Here is a 20137-nt window from a genome sequence, read left to right on the forward strand (position 1 = left end):
CGGCCTGCTCCCGGGCGGGTCTTGCCACTGCCTGCCGCCGGCCTTGATCCGTGTTGCCAGGTGCCAAGGGCTGCAATCCTTGCGTCGAACACCTCGAAACAGCTACCCCTGCACGCAACGATCCATCAGCGCATGCGGCAGGACCCTGGAATAGGCCCCCTGGTGATAAAGCAGCGGTGCATGCCCCAGGTCGTCGAACGCCAGCACCCGGCCAATGAGAATCCAGTGATCACCGCCATCGATCTGCTGGAACTTCTCGCAGCGAAAACGCGCCGAGCAGCCCGGCAACAGGGGCGCGCCACCCTCGCCGGTCTCATGCTCGATACCGGCGAAGCGGTCTTCGCTGGGGCGGGCGAAGGTGTTGGACAGGTGGATCTGGTCAGCGGCCAGCACGTTCACGGCGAAGTGCCCGGCGGCCTCGAACACAGCATGGCTGCCAGAGCGCTTGTCGATGCTCCAGAGCACCAGCGGTGGGTCGAGGGATACCGAGTTGAAGCTGTTGGCGGTGACCCCGACCTTGCGCCCCGAGGCGTCGGCGGCGGTGATCACGGTGACGCCGGTGGCGAAGTTGCCCAGGGCGCGGCGGAAGGCGCGGCTATCGAAGGGAGTGGACATGCAAGGCTCCATCATTTTTGTTGGGCTGGGCTGGGGCGCCAGCCATGTTCATTGGCTGAAGCTCAGGTCATCGCTGGATCCGGCTCCAGCCCCATCAGCTCGCGCCCGAGGATCTGCGCGCAGACGTCGTAGTCGGTGTAGGCATGCGCGCCGGTCATGTGCGCATCGCGGAACAGCCGCTGCAGCTCGTTGCCATCGAACCAGGCACCGCCGCCGGCCGCCTCCATCAGCCGATCCACGGCCTGAATGCACAGCTTGACCGCATAGCCCTGGTTGGTGCGCCAGTACGTAAGCTCGGTGCGCGTCGGGTATTGGTGCCGGGCGCTGTACTCGGCGATCTGCTCCCAGCTTTTCTCCAGCAGCGCCCGCGCCGCGGCGACCTGGTGGGTGGACTCGGCCAGGCGCATCAGCGCCGGGGTGGCCGCGCCGACGGCGGCGCCGGTGTAGGCGCGCACGCGGTTGCGGGTCTTATCCCTGAACACCTCGAGCATGCGCTCGGCGATGCCCAGGCTGACCGTGGAGAAACCGCTAGCGAAGTACGGCCGGTACGGGTTGAAGTAGATCGCGCTGTCCGGGTACAGCCCAAAGCCCGCCGACTGGCCCTCCATCATGTCCCTGGCCTTCTGGATACGGTGTTCGGGCACGAAGGCGCGCTCGACGATCAGCGTGCGACTGCCGCTGGCGCGCATGCCGGCGGCGAACCAGTCGTCGCGGATCTGGTAGTCGCTGCGCGGCAGCACGGCGAAGCAGTAGTCCTGGCCGCCCTCGGGGTTGGCCCGGCGAAAGCCCATGATCGCCCACTCGGCGTGGTCGCAGCCGCTGCTCCAGCCCATCTCGCCGCTGAACAGCACGCCACCCTCGACCTCCTCGGTGCGGCCGAACGGCGCGATGCTGCTGCTGGCGGTAGCGTCAGGGTCGCGGCCCCAGATCTCGTCCTGCAAGCGTGCCGGGAACATCGCCAGCTGATGGCTGTGGGTGCACAGCAGGCTCATCGCCCAGGCGGTGCTGGCGCAGGCGCCGGCCAATGCGGCGATGCATTCGGCGAACTGCGGCAGGCTGATCTCCAGGCCGCCGTACTGTCTGGGCAGGAAGGCCTTGTGCAGGCCGATGGCCTTGAGCGCAACGATGTTCTGGGCGGGCACGCTGCGCTCGCGCTCGGCCTGGTCGGCGCGGGTGGCGATGGCCGGCAGCAGGGGTTTGAGGTCTTCGAGCAGGGAGTTTGGCTTTTTCATGGTCTGGCTCATTGTTATTGGACCCTGGCGAAAGCTGCCTGGAAGGGAGCGCTCGCTGATGAATGCCGGGTCAGTATGGGAGCCGTGGCCAAGGCGGAAAATGCAACTTCCGCAGCTCGAATTGCACTTTTCGTGGCGCCTGGCAGGCAGGGTCATGGGGGGCGGCATGGGCAGACAAGAAGCACGGGGCTGCGCGTCGTAACCTGCAACAAACCAGTGCGTAGAAGCGCCGCAAATCCCTGTAGGAGCGGGCTTGCCCCGCGATCACCGGCAGAGCCGGTGCCAAGCAGCGCAGCGCCTGGGTCAACGCATTCCGCCATTACCCGGAGCCCTGCCATGAGCGACATCGCCCTCCTCCCCAGCGTCAGCGCCTTTCTGGCCCGCGACCACGGTCTGTACATCCATGGCGCATCGGTCGCCAGCCAATCCAACGCCCGCATCACCGTGCACAACCCGGCCAACGGCGAAGCCATCGCCCAGGTCGCCGAGGCCAACCTGGCTGACATCGAGCGCGCCGTCGAATCGTCCCGCCAGGGCTTTGCCAACTGGTCGCGCACCAGCCCCGCCGCCCGCGCCGCGGTGTTGTTCCGCCTGGCCGACCTGCTCGAGGCCAATCGCGAGGAACTAGCCCAGCTGGAAACCCTGCAGTCGGGCAAGCTGATCGGCATCGCCCGCGCCTTCGAGGTGGAGCAGGCCGCGCACTTCCTGCGCTATTACGCGGGCTGGGCCACCAAGATCACCGGCCAGACCATCACCCCGTCCCTGCCCTCCTTCGCCGGCGAGCGCTACAGCGCCTTCACCCTGCGCGAGCCGGTGGGCGTGGTGGTGGGCATCGTGCCGTGGAACTTCGCCACCATGATCGCCCTGTGGAAACTGGCCTCGGCCCTGACCACCGGCTGCAGCATCGTGCTCAAGCCCAGCGAGTTCACCCCGCTGACCCTACTACGCATCGCCGAGCTGGCCAGCCAGGCCGGCCTGCCGCCGGGCGCGCTCAACGTGCTGACCGGCGGCGGCCTGGTGGGCAAGGCGCTGGTCGAGCACCCCGGCACCGACAAGGTGTCGTTCACCGGCTCCGTGCCCACCGGCATCGCCGTCGGCCAGGCGGCCATGGGCGCCAAGCTGACCCGGGCGACCCTGGAGCTGGGCGGCAAGAACGCGGTGGCATTCCTGCCCGACGTCGCCGTCGACAAGGCGGTGGACGGCATCATCGAGGCCGGTTTCCTGCACTCCGGGCAGATCTGCGCCGCCGGCGAGCGCTTCTACGTCCATCGCTCACGCCTCGACCCGCTGCTCGAGGCCCTGTCCCAGCGCCTGGGCCAGCTGAAGATCGGCTCGCCCCTGGACGAAACCACCCAGTTCGGCCCGGTGGCCAACAAACCGCACCAGCAGAAGCTCGGCGAGCTGTTCGCCACTGCCCGTGCCGAGGGCAACCGCATCGTCCATGGCGGTCGCCTCGGCGACGGCCCGGGTTGCTTCGTCGAGCCCACCGTCATCCTCGCCAACAACGCGGGCGACACCCTGCTCAACCAGGAAACCTTCGGCCCGGTGGCGACCTTCCTGCCCTACGACCACGAGGACGAACTGATCCAGCTGATGAACGCCTCGCCCTACGGCCTGAGCGCGAGCCTGTGGACCAATGACCTGGGCAAGGCCATGCGCCTGATCCCGGAAATCCAGGCCGGGACGCTGTGGGTCAACATGCACACCCTGCTCGACCCGGCGGTGCCGTTCGGCGGCATCAAGGCCTCGGGTATCGGCCGTGAGTTCGGCTCGGCGTTCATCACCGACTTCACCGAGCTGAAGTCGGTGATGATCCGCTACTGACCATGGCCCGCGCCAACCACGACCTGGGCCGCTACTGCCTGCAGGCCTTCAGCCAGCAGGTACCGGCCTCGCTGGCGGCCTTCTACCGCATCGATGCCGGGCAGCAGGCCTGCGACTTCCTGTTGCAGGACCTGCAGGCACCGATGCATGCCCGCTACCTCGAGCACTACCGGGCCTTCGACCCGCTGCAGCCCGGGCGCTGCCTGGCCATCGGCCACCCGGTGGTGTCGCTGCGCCAGGGCCTGGCCTGCCTGCCCGAAACCCAGGGCCAGACCTACCGGCGTTTCCTCGCGCAGCATCAGGTGGTGGACGTGGTCGAGATCATCGCCCAGGCCGGTGGCCGTCCCGTGGCCGGTGTCTCGCTGCTGCGCTGCGCCAGCCTCGGTGAGTTTCGCGGCGACGAACTCGAACGCCTGCTGCCCCTGCACGGGCTGATGCAGCTCGCCGTGGCCAGCCAGCCGCTGGCGAGCACGCCCGTACCCATCGAACTGACGCCACGGGAACGGCAGATCGCCGAGCTGCTGCGCCAGGGCAGCAGCAACAAGCTGATCGCCCGCGCCCTGGGCGTCGGCCTGCCGACGGTGAAGACCCACCTGATCAACCTGTTCCGCAAGCTCGGCGTGCGCAACCGCACCGAGCTGGTGGCCAGTCTCTACCTGTAACTCAACCTTCCGGTTGATACCGCCGCCCGGCGCGCCATTGCACCCTGTGGCCACCCCAACCACAGGAGTCACCGCCATGCCCCAAACCGCCGACTGGATCACCGTGGGCGCCCTTGCCGAAGGCTTTGCGCCCGAGGCCTTCATCCTGCCGCAACTGGCCGACCTGTCCGGGCGTACGCTCACCCTGCACTTCGCCAATGGCTGGGTCATCGAACACCGCTTCGACAGCGAACGCCTGCACTGGCACGCGGCGGACGGCCACAGCAGCGGCAGCGCCGGCTACCGGGCCACCTCGGTGCGCCCCGGCATCTACCTGGTCGATTTCATCAAGCACGAGGCCGGCCAGGCCTGGTCGGTGTCGCTGGTACTCGACACCCGCGAGCACGCCTTCACCGCCGTGCTCGGCCGCCTGCCCGACCAGGCCCGCACCCAGCGCGGCCTGTATGCCCTGGCCCTGGCCGGCGAAGCGCTGACCGGCGTCGAGGCCAGCTTCCTGCACGGCAGCCTCGACCGCCCCTGGCAGGCCGGCGCCTGCCCCCACGCGCCGACCAGCGAGCTGGTCGGCCTGCGCAACCACTACCGCTACAGCCCCACCGAGGAGTACGAGCACATCTACCTCAACGCCAACTATTACAGCTGGCAGTGCCTCAAGGGCGTCGAACAGGGCCTGTGCGACACCGACCGGGCGTACTACTACAAGATCGCCGAGCAACTGTACCTGTTCGTCTGGTGCGAGAAGATCGTGCCCACCCTGGGGCTGGTGATGATCGACCTGGCGCAGCACCGCAGCGACGGCAAGATCTTCGGCTACCAGGGCGGCGGCTTCGATGCGCTGGCCAACTTCCCGGTGTCGTCCCACTGCCGGGTGCTCAACCGCACGGAGCATGCGCAGTGAGCCGCAGTGTGCTGATCACCGGGGCCGGCAGCGGCATCGGTGAAGCCTGCGCCCTGCGCCTGGCCCGCCAGGGCTGGCAGGTAGCGCTGGTGGGCCGCCGCCGTGAAGCGCTGGAGCGCGTCGCGCAACTGTGCGACGGCCTGGTGTTGGCCGGTGACGCCGCTGACAGTGCTGCCTGGGCCGGTTTTATCGAACAGGTGCACACCCGCTTCGGCGGCCTCGACGCGGTGATTGCCTGTGCTGGCGGCCATGGTCTGGGACGGGCCGAGCAAACCAGCGACGAGGCCTGGCGCGAGGCCCTGCGCGGCAACCTCGACAGCGCCTTCCACACCGCCCGGGCGTGCCTGCCATTGCTGCGCGAGCGGCGCGGCAGCCTGGTGCTGCTGGGCTCCATCGCCTCGCTGGCGGCCGGCCCCGAGGTCTGCGGCTACACCACCGCCAAGCATGCCCTGGTCGGCCTGACCCGTTCGCTGGCCCGCGACTACGGCCCGTTCAGCGTGCGGGTCAACTGCGTCTGCCCGGGTTGGGTACGTACGCCCATGGCAGACCAGGAGATGCAGCCACTGATGGCGCATTACCTGGAGGACCTCGACGCCGCCTACCGCCGGGTCACCGCCGATGTGCCGCTGCGCCGCCCGGCGTGCAGCGACGAGATCGCCGCCGTGTGCCAGTTCCTGGTCAGCGCCGAGGCCAGCATCGTCACCGGCGCGGTGATCACCGCCGACGGCGGCTCGACCGTGGTCGACGTGCCGACCCTGGCCTACACCCGCCTGGAGCCGTCCGCATGAACGCGTGTTACGACTTCGAGGGTCGCACGGTGCTGGTCACCGGCGCGGCGGGCGGCATCGGCCAGGCCATCGTCGAGGGTTTCGCCCATGGCGGCGCCCGGGTGCAGGCGCTGGACCTCGACCCGCAGGCGTTGCAGCGCCTGGTCGAGGAGCAGTTGGCGTTGGGGCACGAGGTTCGTGGGGAGGTCCTCGACCTGGCCGACCCCGGTGCGATCGGCACCTTGTTGGCCGGGCTGGAACGCCTGGATGTGCTGGTGCACAACGCCGCGTACTTTCCGCTCACCGCATTCGCCGAGATCGACCCGGCCCTTTTGCAGCGCACCCTGGCGGTGAACCTGGGGGCGTTGTTCTGGCTCACCCAGGGCGCCCTGCCGCTGTTCCGCTGCCAGGGTGGCGGATGCGTGCTGGCCACCTCGTCGGTGACCGGGCCCCGGGTGGCCTACCCGGGCCTGAGCCATTACGCGGCGTCCAAGGCCGGGGTCAATGGCTTCATCCGCAATGCCGCGCTGGAGCTGGCGGCATTCAACGTACGGGTCAACGGCGTGGAACCGGGGATGGTGCGCACACCGGCCATGGGCAACCTCGGCGATAGCGCCCTGAACGCCCGGATCGCCGCCGGCGTCCCCCTGGGTCGGCTAGGCGAGCCAGCCGATATCGCTGCGGCGATGCTGTTCCTGGCCTCTGACGCCGCCCGCTACATCACCGGCCAGACCCTGGTGGTCGACGGCGGCGCGACCTTGCCTGAGATCGCCGCGAGCCTGTGATGGCGGTGATATGCAAGACCGCTGGCAGCCACGGGCAAGACCGCCGCCAGCGTTCCACGCGCTAATAGCCCGTCGCCTTTCGACACGCCTCCACAACAACGCGGCACCCAAGACCGCACACAACAAACGAGGATCGATCCATGCGTCTCACCCCACGTCGCACCGCAATGGCCACGGCCCTGGCCCTGCTGGTCCATGGCTCGGCCAGCCCGGCCTACGAGCTGTACGCCGACGACGACAGCCACATGAATGCCGACCTGCTCGCGGTCTGGGGCATGTTCAACAGCCGCCACAACTACGACGGTACCCCCGGCGGCTCGACCTGGCGCGAAGGTTTCATCAAGTACGGCCTCAGCGGCGACCAGGGCCTGGGCGGCAACGGCAGCCTGTACGGCGCCCTCAACTGGGTCAGCTCCGGCGCCTGGGGCGACGGCGACGCCGGCGGCAACCAGGACGGCTCCGAACGCACCACCAAGATCGAGGACGCCTACCTGGGCTGGCGCTCGGGTGACCTGTTCCCGTTGCTGGGCAAGGATGGCGTTGACCTGTCCGGCGGGCGCCAGGTGATCCGCCTGGGCAGCGGCTTCCTGATCAACGACGACGGCCCCAACCTGGGCAAGGGCCCGGCCGACGGCCAGCTCAACCGTGGCGGCGGCTTCTACCTGGGTGCCCGACACGCCTTCGACCGTACCGCGGTGCTGCGCCTGGGCGGCAAGGAGGGGCTGCATGGCAGCGTGCTGTGGCTCAAGTCCGACAATCGCGCCCAGGCCGAAACCGAGCTGGCGGCCGGCACCCTGGACTACACCCATGACCTGGGTACCCTGGGCCTGACCTATATCCACGGCATCGACGTGACCGACCAGTGGGCCAGCGAGTTCCAGAAGGCCCGCGAAGGCATGGATGTCTACAGCCTGCGCGGTGAAGGCGGCATCGGGCTGGAAAACACCCGCTTCGCCTTCGAGTACGCCTGGCAGGACAAGCGCGGCGGCCGCGAGACCGCCTGGTACGCCGAAGCCGCCTACACCTTCGCCGAAGCCCCCTGGGCGCCGCAGCTGACCTACCGCTACACCCGCTACTCGGCAGGCTGGGACCTGCTGTTCACCGGCCTGTCCAGTGGCTACGGCACCTGGATCCAGGGCGAGGTCGCCGGCAACTATGCCGGGCCGTTCAACACCAACAGCGGCATCCACCATGTGGGCCTGAAGGCCACGCCACGGGACGACCTCACCGTCGGCGCGCTGTTCTTCGACTTCGACACCGTGCGCACCCGCGACACCCTGAACCTGGACGCCCAGGAGCTCGACTTGTATGTGGAGTGGGCGGTCAACGAGCACCTGATCGTCACCCCGCTGCTGGGGCTGTTCAAGCCGCGCAAGGATCAAAGCAATGGCGGCAACCAGGTGGGGAGCGGGACCAACGTGTACAGCCAGCTGACGGTGGCGGTGCCGTTCTGAGTCATCGCGGGGCAAGCCCGCTCCCGCGCCGAGCTGGGCATCAGGCTCAAGGCGTGGGAGCGGGCTTGCCCCGCGATGAGGGCCTGTCAGCCCAACAGAAGGCGCAGGTCTGCACCCACTTCAGCCAACGGCGGGCACCAGTAGTACCCCCCAGTCAACGGCCGGCTGAAGCGGTACAGGCCATCGACCACGCCATCCTCAAGCCCGCTCATGCGCCGCAGCTGTACCTCGAAGGCATCCAGCGAGAAGCCCAGGGCGACGAACGCCAGGCCTGCGCCACGCTCGTCGGTCCAGGCCACCGAACGACGCACCACGAACGCCTCCGGTGCAAAGCTTTCCTGGGCGGTGCGCTTGACGTGGGCCGACTCGGGCGCGTCGTCGAGCTCTTCGTTGTCACTCAGGCGGCGACCGATGATGTTGTCCTGCTCAGCCTGGGGCAGCGACTTGAAGTAGTCCAGGTCGTGCTTCCACAGCTGGAACGCGGCAAAACTGGAGCCCGCCAGGCCAGGCTGATCACCCGGCACGATGGCGGCGGCGACGGCGTCTTCGTCCACCGGGTTCTCGGTGCCGTCTTCGTAACCGGTCAGGTCATGGCCGCCACGGTGCAGGAAACCGTCGACGCTATCGACCAGGCGCAGGGCAGGTGCCAACGCCTGCTGCAGGGCCTGGGCGCGCAGGAACAGCTCGCCGCGTTCGGCGCCACGCAGCCACAGCCACAGGGCGTGCTGGGTCGCAGGGTTCTCCACCACCGCGTCCAGCTGGGGGAAGCTGCGCAGGCCCGGCACCTCGCGGCCCAGGGCCTTGGCCAGTGGCGCGCCGATGCCCAGGATCAGGCGCTGCCCATCGACCTGCGGCAACAGCTGGTCGAGGACGGCGGGCAATGCCTCGAGCGAATCAAGGGCGAAGAACAGGTGGCGGGCATGGGCCGGCACCGGAGTGGCAAGCAGACCTGGCTGGAACGGCATGACAGGCGAATCCTCGGCAAAAGGGCGAATGCTACTGCGCCAGGCGGCGCATCGCAACGCGACACGGAGCCGCTCGCCCCGGTAACAATCGGTTACCAAGGCACGCCGGTTGCGATTAGCTATCGTTGCGCCAGCACCTACACTCCTCGGAATCCTTCGCCCGAGAGCCCGCCCATGACCGCCTCCCCGCTGCTCACCGCCCTCCTGCCGCTGGCCCTGGGCATCATCATGCTCGGCCTGGGCCTGTCGCTGACCCTGGCCGACTTCGCCCGGGTGGTGAAGTACCCCAAGCCGGTGGTGATAGGCCTGGTCTGCCAGATCCTGCTGCTGCCGCTGGTGTGCTTCCTGATCGCCAACGGCTTCGGCCTCGAATCGGCGCTGGCGGTGGGCCTGATGCTGCTGGCTGCCTCCCCGGGCGGCACCACCGCCAACCTGTTCAGCCACCTGGCCCATGGCGATGTGGCGCTGAACATCACCCTGACCGCAGTCAACTCGCTGATCGCCATCCTCACCATGCCGCTGCTGGTCAACCTGTCGCTGGTCTGGTTCATGGAATCGGACCAGGCCATCCCGCTGCAATTCGCCAAGGTCATGCAGGTGTTCGCCATCGTCCTGCTGCCGGTGGCGCTGGGCATGCTGATCCGCCACTGGACGCCGCGTTTCGCCGCACGCATGGAAAAACCGATGAAGATCGTCGCGGCGCTGTTCCTGGCCTTCACCATCGTCCTGGCCCTGGCCAAGGACTGGCAGACCGTGGTCGAGTACGCGCCGATCGTCGGTGGCGCCGCGCTGCTGTTCAACCTGCTCAGCCTCGCGGTGGGCTACTGGGTGCCGCGCCTGCTGAGCATCCCGAAACGCCAGGCGATCGCCATCGGCATGGAAATCGGCATCCACAACGGCACCCTGGCCATCGCCCTGGCCCTGAGCCCGACGCTGCTCAACAACGCGACCATGGCGGTGCCGGCGGCGATCTACAGCCTGATCATGTTCTTCACGGCGGCGGGGTTTGGCTGGTGGGTGAGCCGGAGGCACAAGGCTGCCAGCACCGTCAGTGATTGCGCCTAGAACACAGTCCCTGTAGGAGCGGCCTTGCGTCGCGAAAGGGCTGCAAGGCAGCCCCGGCGATTTCTGCGTTGACGCACAAATCCTGGGGCCGCTTTGCGGCCCTTTCGCGACGCAAGGCCGCTCCTACAGAGTGCGCGTGAAGCTTAGCTCCGCCGCCGCTTCAGCTGTCGCTTCAGCACCCGCAAGGGCGGTGCGTAGAAGAACCCGAACGATACGCTGCCCTGGCGCCCCTTCACCGCATGGTGCAGGCGGTGCGCCCGGTACAGGCGCTTGAGGTAGCGGTTGACCGGCTTTGGCGCGTGCGGCCAGTGGCGGTGGAAGAAGCCATCGTGGGCGAGCACATAGGCCACGCCATACCCCGCCACCCCGGCGCCGACCCACTGCAACGGCGCATGCCCGGCCTTGCCCAGGGCCACCAGCGCCGTGGCGATCAAGCCCAGGGCCAGCAGGTAGAGGTCGTTGGTCTCCAGCATGCCCAGCTGCGGCTCGTGGTGCGAGCGGTGCAGCCACCAGCCCCAACCGTGCATGAGGTACTTGTGGGCCAGCGTGCCGACGCCCTCCATGGCCACCAGGGTGCCGAACAGCACGGCGAGATTGAACAACATGGATCGGTCCGGGGGGTTGGCAACGAAAGGCGCAAGGGTACCATTGGCGCCAGGCCTGCGTCTGCCAGCGCCTGGTGTAACGCAATTGTCACGATTCACGCCTTGACCCTGCGCGGGTCAAGGCGTATGGTCCGCCGCGCATTCAAGCATCCCCCACATAGGAGTCCCCTGCATTGGACAGTAGCCCCAGTCGATTGCGACAGGCCCACACGGCGAGCTAGTCCGGCAGCGCTCCTGCCACTGTCTCGCCGCACCCGGTAGACGGTGGTTTCCTTCGGCCCAGCGTGGCTGAACATTCCTCCTTCCATTCCTGCCCTGCCATCCGGCAAGGCGCGTGGCCCTGCGCATTCCTCGCTTTCATTCGCGTCGTCTGCGGTCGGCGCTCGTGCGGGCCATCGCCCGCGGAACGGAGTTCGCTATGGATTGGAAAATCTTCCTGCTGCGCGTCAGCGTGGCCCTGCTGCTCGGTGCCCTGATCGGTGCCGAGCGTCAACTGCGCCAGCGCCTGACGGGCCTGCGCACCAACGCCCTGGTCAGCACCGGCGCCTGCCTGTTCGTGCTGATGACCCAGGCCGTGCCGGGCATGGCACCCACCGATGCTTCGCGCATCGCCGCCTATGTGGTATCGGGTATCGGCTTTCTCGGCGGTGGCGTGATCATGCGCGACGGCTTCAACGTACGCGGCCTGAACACCGCCGCCACCCTCTGGTGCACCGCCGCGGTCGGCGTGCTGTGCAGCCTCGGCTTACTGCTGGAGGCCTCCCTGGGCAGCCTGGTGGTACTGTGCGCCAACATCCTGCTGCGCGACCTCGCCCAGCGCCTGGACCGCCAGGACGTGGTGCCGGCCAGCGAGGTCGAGCAGCGCTACGAGGTGCGCATCGTCTGCCGCGCCGAAGACGAGATCCAGGTGCGCAGCCTGATGCTGCACAGCCTCAGCGATCCGGGCCTGCGCCTGCAGTCGCTGCACAGCGAGGACCTGCCCGATCCGGCACGCCTGGAAGTGCGCGCCGAACTGCTCGGCACGCCGCAGGCGCCGACCCAGCTGGAGCGCCTGGTCGGCCGGGTGAGCCTGGAGAAAGGCGTCAGCGCGGTGCGCTGGCAGTTGCAGGCCCAGGGTCTGCCTTCAGACTAGACGTCGTCCCGCACGTGCCGCTCGCGCAGCTCCTGGCGCTCCTTGGCCTCGACGCAGAGGGTGGCAGTGGGCCGCAGCAGCAGGCGGCGCAGGCCGATCGGCTCGCCGGTTTCCTCGCACCAGCCGTAATCGCCACGGGCCAGGCGCTCCAGCGCCTGGTCGATCTTGTCCAGCAGCTTCTTCTCCCGCTCCAGCGAGCGCAGTTGCCAGTGGCGTTCCTCCTCGGCACTGCCGATGTCGGCGGGGTCGCTGTGCACTTCCTGTTCGCGCAGGGCGCGGAACTCCTGCTCGATGCGCGTCTGCAGCTCGCCGCGCTGGGTCAGCAACAGGTTGCGGAAGAACTGGCGCTGGGGCTCGTTCATGTAGGCGGTGGCGGGTTGTTGCAGCAGTTGCTCTTCAGTCATGGGTGTAACTCCAGAATGCTGGGGGCGCCTTGCGCCCCTTTCGCGGCGCAAGGCCGCTCCTGCAGGGCATGGGGAATTCAGCGGTCGAACATCAAGGGCAAACCCTGGCATTGGTCGCGTACCCGGCCCTGGTGCCAGGCCAGTTGCCCGGACACCACCGTGCTGCGCACCACATGGTGGAAGGCGCGCTGCTGGAACGGCGTCCAGCCGCAATGCGCCAGGATCGGGTCGTCCGCCACGGCCCGTGGGCTGGCCAGGCGCTCGACGATGGCGAAGTCAGCCCAATATCCCTCGCGCAGGAAACCGCGTTCGCGAATGGCGAACAGTTCGGCCACCGCGTGGCTGGTCTTGTTCACCACCTGGGCCATGCTCAGCACCCCTTCGCTGACCAGCTCCAACGCTGCCGGCAGGGCATGCTGCACCAGCGGCAGGCCTGACGGCGCACGGGTGTAGACCCGGCGCTTCTCCTCCAGGGTGTGCGGCGCATGGTCGGTGCCGATCACATCGATGCGGTCGCGGGCCAGGGCCTTGCGCAGGGCGTCGCGGTCGGTGCCGGTCTTGATCGCCGGGTTGCACTTGATCAGGTGGCCGAGGCTGGCGTAATCGCTGTCGTCGAACAGCAGGTGGTGCAGGCACACCTCGGCAGTGATGCGCTTGCCGCTCACCGGGCCCGGCGTGAATAACGCCAGTTCCCGCACCGTGGTCAGGTGCAACACATGCAGGCGCGTGCCGAAGCGCCGGGCCAGCTCAACGGCCAGGCTCGAGGAGCGGTAGCAGGCGTCGGTATCTCGGATCAGCGGGTGCGCGGCCGGGGGTATGAATTCACCGTGGCGGGCCCGCCACCAGCCCTCGTTCTGGAGGATGCTCGGGGTGTGCTCGCAGTGCGCCAGGACGATGGTTGGCGCATAGACAAAGAGTTTTTCCAGCACCTGCGGATCGTCCACCAGCATGTCGCCCGTGGAGGCCCCCATGAACACCTTGATCCCGGCCACTTCGCGCGGGTCGAGGGCGGCGATGGTGTCGAGGTTGTCGCGGCTCACGCCGAAGTGAAAGCCATAGTTGGCCCGCGAACTCGCCGCCGCCCGCCGCTTCTTGTCGGCCAGCGCCTCCAGGGTCAGGGTCGGCGGATTGGTGTTGGGCATGTCCATGTAGCTGGTGATGCCCCCGGCCACCGCCGCACGCGACTCGCTGGCGATGCTGCCCTTGTGCGGCGCCCCCGGCTCGCGAAAATGCACCTGGTCGTCGATCATGCCCGGCAGCAACCAGGCGCCTTTGGCATCGATCTCCAAGGCCGCACGGGCATTGTCGAGGCTGCCGCCGATCCGCTCGATGCGCCCGTGGCGCACCAGCAGGTCGCCTTCGAACTCGCGCCCTTCATTGACCAGCCGTGCGTTGCGCACCAGCAACGTGTCCATGCTCAGAACTCGTTCTGCAGGGCCTTGTAGCCCTGGACCAGGTCGATATTGGTGCGCGCCACGTCCTCGGAGAACTCCGAGGCCGACACGCTGACCGGCGGGTAGCGCTCCAGGTCTGTGTGCGGGCCAATGTGCTCGGTGGGCGGCACATAGAAGCGCGGTGGCAGGTCGCGGCCATCGACCACCGAGTTATGCCGCACCACGCTGCCATCGCCAACCTTGCAGTTGAACAACACGCTGTTGAAGCCGATGAACACCCGGTCACCGACCTCGCAGGGCCCATGGACGATAGAGCGGTGGGCGATCGAGCTGTACTGGCCGATGCGTACCGCCGCGCCGGACTTGGAGTGGATCACCACGCCGTCCTGGATATTGGAGTTGGCGCCGATGACGATCGGCTGCATGTCGCCGCTGCCATCCACCTCGTCGGCGCGGATGACCGCATAGGGGCCGACGAACACGTTGTCGTGGATGATCACCTTACCGCAGATGATGGCGGTGTGGTCGATATAGGCCGATTCGGCGATTTGCGGGAGATGGCCGGAGGGGTTTCTGCGGATCACGGTAAGGGCCCTGCAAGGAAGGAAGAGCGCAAATGTTACGTTATAACAATAGCAATGCAACACCTCCATGCACCGATCTGGCAAACTCCACCTTCCTGCGCGATAACGCGTGGCCGCACCACCGCATCTACAGGTTCTGATCCACCATGCGCATCCGCCCAACCCTCGTCAGCGACATCCCCCTGCTCCCCGCCCTGGAACGCTCCGCGGCCCAGGCTTTCCGGCAATTGCCGCACCTGGCATGGCTGGCTGACAGCGATGTGCTGAGCGAAGCCGAGCACCTGGCGTTCGTCACCGAGGGCGGCAGCTGGGTTGCCGTGGATGACCGGGACCTGCCGCTGGGTTTTCTCTGCGCCAGCGCCACAGGCGACGCCTTGCACATTCACGAGTTGTCGGTCCGCCAGGAAGCCCAGGGCCAGGGCCTGGGGCGTGGACTGCTGGACCAGGCGCGGGCGGCCGCGCGCCTGGGTGGCTTGCCCTGGCTGACCCTGACCACCTTCGACGATGTCCCCTGGAATGCCCCGTTCTACGCCCGCTATGGCTTCGAGCGAATTCCGGTGCCGCAGCTCGATGCACGGCTGCAAGGCATCCTCGCCGGCGAACTGGCCCATGGCCTGGGCAACCGCTGCGCCATGCGCCTGTCGCTCGGCGTTTGAGCGATGATTTCATCCAACCGGCCATTGACGTAGAGTCGGATCACCCGCGGTAACGGACAACCCGATGGACAAGTACGCCCCCCGCCAGTGGCTCCCCCACGAGAAGCCCAGCCTGCCCGGCTCGCCCTCGACGCCGCTGCACGCCCCTGCCAAGCGCCTGGCCTACGGCCTGGTCGGCCTGCTGGTGGCCATCACCGGCGGCCTGGGCAACGCCCTGGTGGTTGCCAACCTGCCGTTCCTGCAGGGCGCGCTGGGTGCCACCAGCGCCGAAATGGCCTGGCTGCCGGCGGCCTTCGTGATGACCAACGTGTCGATGAACCTGCTGCTGGTGAAGTTCCGCCAGGAGTTCGGCCTGCGCGCCTTCACCGAGGTGTTCCTGGTGCTCTATGCCCTGGTCACCCTCGCCCACCTGTTTGTCAACGACCTGAACTCGGCCATCGCCGTGCGCGCCGCCCATGGCATGGTCGGCGCCGCGCTGAGTTCGCTGGGCCTGTACTACATGATCCAGGCCTTCCCGGCGCAGTGGCGGCTCAAGGCGATGGTTCTGGGCCTGGGCGCCTCGCAGCTGGCGGTGCCGCTGGCCCGGGTGTTCTCCGAGGACCTGCTGCAGATCGCCGAATGGCGCGGGCTGTACCTGTTCGAGCTGGGACTGGCCCTGGCCGCGCTGGGCTGCGTGCTGCTGCTCAAACTGCCCCCCGGCGATCGTTTCAAGACCTTCGAGCCCCTGGATTTCCTTACTTTCACCCTGATGGCCAGCGGCACCGCCCTGCTCTGCGCGGCGCTGTCGCTGGGGCGCATCGACTGGTGGCTGGACGCGCCGTGGATCGGCATCGCCCTGGCCTCTTCCATCGCCCTGATCCTCTCGGGCCTGGCCATCGAGCACAACCGCAGCAACCCCCTGCTGATGACCCGCTGGCTGGGCAGCGGCGCGATCATCCGCCTGGCCCTGTGCGTGATCCTGATCCGCATGGTGATCTCCGAGCAGTCCACCGGCGCCGTGGGTTTTCTCCAGGCGCTGAACATGGGCAACGAGCAGATGCGCGCGCTGTACGCGGTGATGCTGCTGGGCGCGGTCACGGGGCTGGCCACCAGCGCCCTGACCATCAACCCCCAGCACCTGGTGCTGCCGCTGTTCATCTCGCTGGCCGCCATGGCTACCGGCGCCTTCATGGACAGCACCTCGAGCAACCTGACCCGGCCGGCGCAGATGTACCTCAGCCAGTTCCTGCTGGCCTTCGGCAGCACCTTCTTCGTCGGCCCGTCGATGGCACTGGGCATCGGCCATGTGCGCGCCAATCCGCGCAACCTGGTGAGCTTTTCGGTGCTGTTCGGTATCTGCAACAACCTCGGCGGGCTGATCGGTTCGGCGTTGCTGGGCACCTTCCAGACCGTGCGCGAAAAATTCCATTCCAACCAACTGATGGATCGCCTGAGCGCTCTGGAACCCTTGGTCAGCGCCCGCGTGCAAGGCGGTGGCGCCGGTTACGCCGGTGTGTTCGCCGACCCGGCGCTGCGCAACGAGGCCGGCATGCGTCTGCTGGCCAACGCCGCGACCCGTGAGGCCAATGTGCTGGCCTACAACGATGTGTTCATGCTGATCGGCGCCATCGCTATCCTGACCATGATCTGGATCTTCATTCGCAGCCTGTACCTGCGCTACAACCACTCCACCAGCGGTGCTTCGAGCCGATGACCCAAGAGACGCCAACGACCACCACCACCGCCCTCGCCGAAACCCCGGAAGGCACGCAACCACCCAGCGAACCGACCAGCCCGGTGCGCACCCGGCGGGTGCGCCTGCTGTCGTCGCTGAGCTTCGCCGCCGTGGCCCTGGCGGGAATCCTTTTAGTGCTGTATGCCTGGCGCCTGCCGCCGTTCAGCAGCGCCATCGAGAGCACCGAGAACGCCCTGGTGCGCGGGCAGGTGACGATCATCGGGCCACAGTTGGGCGGCTATATCGTCGAGGTGCCAGTACACGACTTCCAGTTCGTCAAACAGGGCGACCTGCTGGTGCGCCTGGACGACCGCATCTACACCCAGCGCCTGGCCCAGTCCATCGCCCAGCTCAAGCAGCAGGAGGCGGCGCTGGCCAACAACCTGCAGCAACGCAACAGCGCCGAGGCCGGCATTGCCCAGCGCCAGGCCGCGATCAGCGACGCTGCGGCCCAGGCCGACAAGGCCAAGGCCGACCTGCAGCGCAACCAGGCGCTGGTCAGCGATGGCTCGGTGTCGCGCCGTGAACTGGACCTGAGCCGCGCCAGCCATGCTGCGGCCGTCGCCAGCCTGGCACAGGCCCGCGCCGCGCTGGAAATCGCCCGCCAGGACCGCGAGACAGTAATCGTCAACCGCGCCGCGCTGCAGGCCTCGGTGGAGAATGCCAGGGCTGCCGTGGAGCTGGCCCGTATCGACCTGGACAACACCCGGGTCAAGGCGCCGCGCGACGGCCAGTTGGGGCAGATCGGCACCCGCCTGGGCGCCTACGTCAACCCCGGCGCGCAGTTGATGGCGCTGGTGCCGGACACTTTGTGGGTGATCGCCAACCTGAAGGAAACGCAGATGGCCAACGTGCGCATCGGCCAACCGGCCACCTTCACCGTCGATGCGCTCAACCACCTGAAGCTGCGCGGCCATGTGCAGCAGATCTCACCGGCCACCGGCTCGGAATTCGCCCTGCTGCAGGCCGACAACGCCACCGGAAACTTCGTCAAGATCGCCCAGCGCATCCCGGTGCGGATCACCGTCGATGGCGACCAGCCCGAGGCCAGGCAACTGCGGCCGGGGATGTCGGTGGTGGTGAGTATCGATACCCACGAAGCGCAGTGACCGGCGACATCAGAACCGCTCGGCCACCATCTTGAACGGATACGGCTGCGTCTTGTACTTGCCGATCTTGCCGCGCTTGGGCAGCTCCACCTTGTTTGCCTTGCCAAGGTCCTTGTACGGAATCTGCTGCAACAGGTGGCTGATGATGTTCAATCGCGCCTTGCGCTTGTCCTCCGAGCGCGCCATGTACCACGGCGCCCATGAGGAGTCGGAGGCGGCGAACATGTCGTCGCGGGCGCGGGTGTAGTCGTCCCAGCGGGTGTAGGACTTGACGTCCATCGGCGACAGCTTCCACAGCTTGCGCCCGTCGCTGATGCGGTCCTGCAGGCGGCGGGTCTGCTCCTCGGCGCTGACTTCGAGCCAGTACTTGATGAGGATGATCCCCGACTCGACCATCATCCGCTCGAACATCGGCACCACGGTGAGGAACTTGTGGGCCTGCTCGTCGGTGCAGAAGCCCATCACCCGTTCCACTCCGGCGCGGTTGTACCAGCTGCGGTCGAAGATCACCACCTCGCCCGCCGCCGGCAGGTGGGTCAGGTAGCGCTGGGCATACATCTGGGTCTTTTCGCGCTCGGTAGGCGCCGGCAGCGCCACCACGCGAAACACCCGCGGGCTCACGCGTTCGGTGATGGCCTTGATGGTACCGCCCTTGCCGGCGCCGTCACGGCCCTCGAAGACGATACACACCTTCAGACCCTTCTCCACCACCCACTGCTGGAGCTTGACCAGCTCCACGTGCAGCCGCCGCAGTTGCGCCTCGTAGGTCTTGCGCCCGAGTTTCTCGGTGCTATCGCCCTTGTGTTTCTTGCCCTCACCCTTGGCCATCGGCTGCTCCTCGGTGTTCGTTGCAGGTCTGTCCGTTGCGCCCCGACGGCGCCGGGGCGGATCAGAGGAGTATGGATGAGCACCGGCATTTTGCCGGGCGGGGCGCCTCGCGGGGTTTGCCAAACAGCGCATAGCCTCGGGGATATGTCGTCTTGCCACGATTGCGGGGGCTCTGGCCCGCGGGTTCTAATCCCGCACCAGCCGGCCCGGCCGGCGCGCAACCCTGCAATTGGCAACTCAAGGAAGCCTTACGATGGACAGGAAGATCATACCGCTGGCCCTGCTGGCGACCCTGGTCGGCTGCTCGGACGGCCAACAGCCCCGCGAAGCCGACCTGCGCCAGGCCGCCCAGGCCTACCTCGACACCCAGTACCCGCACTGTTTCGTGATCAGCGCCTTCCCCACCCGCACCCGGGACTTCGATGTGGAGGGCACCAACAAGGCCTTGCACGCCCTGGCCCGGGTCGGGGTGGTCAGCGAGCGGGAAGTCGCCCGCACCGAGGTGCCGGAACGCCTGTGGCAACCAGCGCGCACCGATATCTACTACGCCTACGACCTGACCGACGAGGGCCGGCGTTACTACAAGGCCGACGCCCGGCCCAAGGCGAACGGCGCCAGCATCGGCGGGCTGTGCTTCGGCAAGGCCCGGGTCACCGCCATCAAGGGCTTCAGCGCGCCTGTCGAGCACAATGGGCGACGGCAGTCCCAGGTGACCTACAGCTACCAGGTCACCGAGCTGCCGGTCTGGGCCAGCGACGCGACGGTCCAGGCCGACATCGCCGGGCTTGGTCAGGTGGCGGGCAGCTCTGCCAAACCGCTGGAGGAAACCCGATCCATGGTGCTCACGGCTCAAGGCTGGGTGCACGAGCAACTGCTGGCCAACTGAACGGGAGTTGTTAATCCTGGGAAAATCCGTGGCCTCCATTCTTGCCTCGATCCGGCTGCCAGGGTGGCCGGTTTCAAAGTCAATCAATGGAGGTTTTCCGGTGAAAAAATCCTTGGCATCTGTGCTCGCACTTTTAGTAATGATCTCGGCGGGTTCGGCTTTTGCGGAAGGTGGTGCTGATCGTCTCAAGGAACGTAGCGATCAGTTGGCGCTGCAGCGGCAGCAGGCTGAGCAGGTTGCCAAGGGGGACGTGCCTTTGTCGGATCAGTCGCGGGTTGGGCAGCAGCAGGGGCTTGGGAGTGACGATAAGCCTTCCAGTTGATTGGGTTCGGGTTCGGGTTCGGGTTCGGGTTCGGGTTCGGGTTCGGGGAGATTGTTTTGATTTTTGTATGCGCATTCGTAGGAGATGGTGACATTTAGTCCCCTTTCCGCCTTTACGTGAACTGACCCCCGAAAGTTGGACACCTGATCCCCAACCGGAGGGTGTTCCATGACGAAATACAACCTGGCACTCAAGCAGGCACTCATCGAAGAGTGCCTTTCTGCCCGCAGTGTTCATGA

Annotated in this window: 20 protein-coding genes and 1 pseudogene; 13 read left to right on the forward strand and 8 right to left on the reverse strand. The window is 67.3% G+C overall.

The genetic code is table 11. The features are described 5' to 3' along the window. Positions 1-105 precede the first annotated feature (105 nt). Together DMX06_RS11940 and DMX06_RS11945 are read right to left on the reverse strand one after the other, a co-directional pair. Positions 106-615: pseudogene (locus tag DMX06_RS11940) on the reverse strand (flavin reductase family protein); the annotation flags it as partial. A gap of 62 nt (positions 616-677) precedes the next feature. Next, entirely contained in the window at positions 678-1847 is a 1170-nt protein-coding gene (locus DMX06_RS11945) for a p-hydroxyphenylacetate 3-hydroxylase oxygenase component (protein ID WP_110737248.1), read from the reverse strand. A 336-nt stretch (positions 1848-2183) separates the two neighbouring features. Between DMX06_RS11945 and DMX06_RS11950 the strand changes: the two genes are divergently transcribed. The 6 genes from DMX06_RS11950 to DMX06_RS11975 all read left to right on the forward strand — a co-directional run bounded on the left by DMX06_RS11950 (position 2184) and on the right by DMX06_RS11975 (position 8234). Next, on the forward strand, positions 2184-3671 hold the full coding sequence (locus DMX06_RS11950; protein ID WP_110737250.1) for an aldehyde dehydrogenase family protein: 1488 nt from the start codon (positions 2184-2186) through the stop codon (positions 3669-3671). A 2-nt stretch (positions 3672-3673) separates the two neighbouring features. Continuing rightward, a complete protein-coding gene (locus DMX06_RS11955) occupies positions 3674-4333 on the forward strand; it encodes a helix-turn-helix transcriptional regulator (protein ID WP_110737252.1) in 660 nt (219 codons plus the stop codon). A gap of 76 nt (positions 4334-4409) precedes the next feature. Further along, a complete protein-coding gene (locus tag DMX06_RS11960; protein WP_110737254.1) occupies positions 4410-5228 on the forward strand; it encodes a molybdenum cofactor biosynthesis F family protein in 819 nt (272 codons plus the stop codon). After that, positions 5225-6016 carry an SDR family NAD(P)-dependent oxidoreductase gene (locus tag DMX06_RS11965; RefSeq protein WP_258378843.1) on the forward strand — a complete coding sequence of 264 codons (792 nt, stop codon included), beginning with the start codon at positions 5225-5227 and terminating at the stop codon, positions 6014-6016. Before DMX06_RS11960 ends, DMX06_RS11965 begins: the two co-directional genes overlap by 4 nt. Then, on the forward strand, positions 6013-6780 hold the full coding sequence (locus DMX06_RS11970; protein WP_110737256.1) for an SDR family oxidoreductase: 768 nt from the start codon (positions 6013-6015) through the stop codon (positions 6778-6780). The genes DMX06_RS11965 and DMX06_RS11970 overlap by 4 nt, the downstream gene beginning before the upstream one ends. A 167-nt stretch (positions 6781-6947) precedes the next feature. Further along, positions 6948-8234, forward strand: coding sequence for a hypothetical protein (locus tag DMX06_RS11975; protein ID WP_110737257.1), 1287 nt, complete (start codon positions 6948-6950; stop codon positions 8232-8234). A gap of 86 nt (positions 8235-8320) precedes the next feature. Here the strand turns inward: DMX06_RS11975 and DMX06_RS11980 are convergent, their stop codons facing one another. Beyond that, positions 8321-9199 carry a Dyp-type peroxidase gene (locus tag DMX06_RS11980; RefSeq protein ID WP_110737259.1) on the reverse strand — a complete coding sequence of 293 codons (879 nt, stop codon included), beginning with the start codon at positions 9197-9199 and terminating at the stop codon, positions 8321-8323. 174 nt (positions 9200-9373) lie between these two features. Between DMX06_RS11980 and DMX06_RS11985 the strand changes: the two genes are divergently transcribed. Further along, entirely contained in the window at positions 9374-10264 is an 891-nt protein-coding gene (locus tag DMX06_RS11985) for a bile acid:sodium symporter family protein (protein WP_110737261.1), read from the forward strand. A gap of 143 nt (positions 10265-10407) precedes the next feature. On the opposite strand, the gene DMX06_RS11990 is transcribed toward DMX06_RS11985, so the two are convergent. Further along, positions 10408-10869: a sterol desaturase family protein gene (locus DMX06_RS11990; protein ID WP_110737262.1), complete on the reverse strand. Its 462-nt coding sequence runs from the start codon at positions 10867-10869 to the stop codon at positions 10408-10410. Positions 10870-11287: 418 nt separating this feature from the next. On the opposite strand from DMX06_RS11990, the gene DMX06_RS11995 reads away from it, so the two are divergent. Beyond that, positions 11288-12001, forward strand: coding sequence for an MgtC/SapB family protein (locus DMX06_RS11995; RefSeq protein ID WP_110737264.1), 714 nt, complete (start codon positions 11288-11290; stop codon positions 11999-12001). On the opposite strand, the gene dksA is transcribed toward DMX06_RS11995, so the two are convergent. The 3 genes from dksA to DMX06_RS12010 form a co-directional block, all read right to left on the reverse strand. Next, the gene (dksA, locus tag DMX06_RS12000) at positions 11998-12405 is read right to left on the reverse strand and encodes an RNA polymerase-binding protein DksA (RefSeq protein WP_028688769.1); all 408 of its coding nucleotides are present in this window, start codon (positions 12403-12405) and stop codon (positions 11998-12000) included. The genes DMX06_RS11995 and dksA overlap by 4 nt on opposite strands. A gap of 77 nt (positions 12406-12482) precedes the next feature. After that, positions 12483-13820: a dihydroorotase gene (locus tag DMX06_RS12005; protein ID WP_110737266.1), complete on the reverse strand. Its 1338-nt coding sequence runs from the start codon at positions 13818-13820 to the stop codon at positions 12483-12485. 2 nt (positions 13821-13822) lie between these two features. Continuing rightward, positions 13823-14383 (reverse strand): gamma carbonic anhydrase family protein, encoded by a 561-nt coding sequence (locus DMX06_RS12010; protein WP_062362175.1) that lies wholly within the window; start codon positions 14381-14383, stop codon positions 13823-13825. 146 nt (positions 14384-14529) lie between these two features. Between DMX06_RS12010 and DMX06_RS12015 the strand changes: the two genes are divergently transcribed. The 3 genes from DMX06_RS12015 (at position 14530) to DMX06_RS12025 (ending at position 17862) form a co-directional block, all read left to right on the forward strand. Further along, positions 14530-15039: a GNAT family N-acetyltransferase gene (locus DMX06_RS12015; RefSeq protein ID WP_110737267.1), complete on the forward strand. Its 510-nt coding sequence runs from the start codon at positions 14530-14532 to the stop codon at positions 15037-15039. A 64-nt stretch (positions 15040-15103) separates the two neighbouring features. Further along, positions 15104-16732: an MFS transporter gene (locus tag DMX06_RS12020; protein WP_110737269.1), complete on the forward strand. Its 1629-nt coding sequence runs from the start codon at positions 15104-15106 to the stop codon at positions 16730-16732. Further along, complete coding sequence (locus tag DMX06_RS12025; protein ID WP_110737270.1) at positions 16729-17862, forward strand: HlyD family secretion protein; 1134 nt, start codon at positions 16729-16731, stop codon at positions 17860-17862. Before DMX06_RS12020 ends, DMX06_RS12025 begins: the two co-directional genes overlap by 4 nt. 9 nt (positions 17863-17871) lie before the next feature. Here the strand turns inward: DMX06_RS12025 and ppk2 are convergent, their stop codons facing one another. Continuing rightward, complete coding sequence (gene ppk2 / locus DMX06_RS12030) at positions 17872-18690, reverse strand: polyphosphate kinase 2 (RefSeq protein WP_110737272.1); 819 nt, start codon at positions 18688-18690, stop codon at positions 17872-17874. A gap of 253 nt (positions 18691-18943) precedes the next feature. Here ppk2 and DMX06_RS12035 point away from each other — a divergent pair, with 253 nt between their 5' ends. Together DMX06_RS12035 and DMX06_RS26305 are read left to right on the forward strand one after the other, a co-directional pair. Then, positions 18944-19576, forward strand: coding sequence for a hypothetical protein (locus DMX06_RS12035; protein WP_110737274.1), 633 nt, complete (start codon positions 18944-18946; stop codon positions 19574-19576). 100 nt (positions 19577-19676) lie between these two features. Continuing rightward, positions 19677-19898, forward strand: a complete 222-nt coding sequence (locus tag DMX06_RS26305; RefSeq protein WP_181427816.1) for a hypothetical protein — start codon at positions 19677-19679, stop codon at positions 19896-19898. Positions 19899-20137: the final 239 nt, after the last annotated feature.

This window comes from Pseudomonas mosselii, assembly GCF_003205295.1.
In the GTDB taxonomy this organism is placed as follows: domain Bacteria; phylum Pseudomonadota; class Gammaproteobacteria; order Pseudomonadales; family Pseudomonadaceae; genus Aquipseudomonas; species Aquipseudomonas mosselii_B.

Bases quoted from the DNA above. Each gene is read 5' to 3' on its own strand.
- DMX06_RS11945 (WP_110737248.1), bottom strand. From the start codon at position 1,847: ATGAAAAAGCCAAACTCCCTGCTCGAAGACCTCAAACCCCTGCTGCCG.
- DMX06_RS11950 (WP_110737250.1), top strand. From the start codon at position 2,184: ATGAGCGACATCGCCCTCCTCCCCAGCGTCAGCGCCTTTCTGGCCCGC.
- DMX06_RS11955 (WP_110737252.1), top strand. From the start codon at position 3,674: ATGGCCCGCGCCAACCACGACCTGGGCCGCTACTGCCTGCAGGCCTTC.
- DMX06_RS11960 (WP_110737254.1), top strand. From the start codon at position 4,410: ATGCCCCAAACCGCCGACTGGATCACCGTGGGCGCCCTTGCCGAAGGC.
- DMX06_RS11970 (WP_110737256.1), top strand. From the start codon at position 6,013: ATGAACGCGTGTTACGACTTCGAGGGTCGCACGGTGCTGGTCACCGGC.
- DMX06_RS11975 (WP_110737257.1), top strand. From the start codon at position 6,948: ATGGCCACGGCCCTGGCCCTGCTGGTCCATGGCTCGGCCAGCCCGGCC.
- DMX06_RS11980 (WP_110737259.1), bottom strand. From the start codon at position 9,199: ATGCCGTTCCAGCCAGGTCTGCTTGCCACTCCGGTGCCGGCCCATGCC.
- DMX06_RS11985 (WP_110737261.1), top strand. From the start codon at position 9,374: ATGACCGCCTCCCCGCTGCTCACCGCCCTCCTGCCGCTGGCCCTGGGC.
- DMX06_RS11990 (WP_110737262.1), bottom strand. From the start codon at position 10,869: ATGTTGTTCAATCTCGCCGTGCTGTTCGGCACCCTGGTGGCCATGGAG.
- DMX06_RS11995 (WP_110737264.1), top strand. From the start codon at position 11,288: ATGGATTGGAAAATCTTCCTGCTGCGCGTCAGCGTGGCCCTGCTGCTC.
- dksA (WP_028688769.1), bottom strand. From the start codon at position 12,405: ATGACTGAAGAGCAACTGCTGCAACAACCCGCCACCGCCTACATGAAC.
- DMX06_RS12005 (WP_110737266.1), bottom strand. From the start codon at position 13,820: ATGGACACGTTGCTGGTGCGCAACGCACGGCTGGTCAATGAAGGGCGC.
- DMX06_RS12015 (WP_110737267.1), top strand. From the start codon at position 14,530: ATGCGCATCCGCCCAACCCTCGTCAGCGACATCCCCCTGCTCCCCGCC.
- DMX06_RS12020 (WP_110737269.1), top strand. From the start codon at position 15,104: ATGGACAAGTACGCCCCCCGCCAGTGGCTCCCCCACGAGAAGCCCAGC.
- DMX06_RS12025 (WP_110737270.1), top strand. From the start codon at position 16,729: ATGACCCAAGAGACGCCAACGACCACCACCACCGCCCTCGCCGAAACC.
- ppk2 (WP_110737272.1), bottom strand. From the start codon at position 18,690: ATGGCCAAGGGTGAGGGCAAGAAACACAAGGGCGATAGCACCGAGAAA.
- DMX06_RS12035 (WP_110737274.1), top strand. From the start codon at position 18,944: ATGGACAGGAAGATCATACCGCTGGCCCTGCTGGCGACCCTGGTCGGC.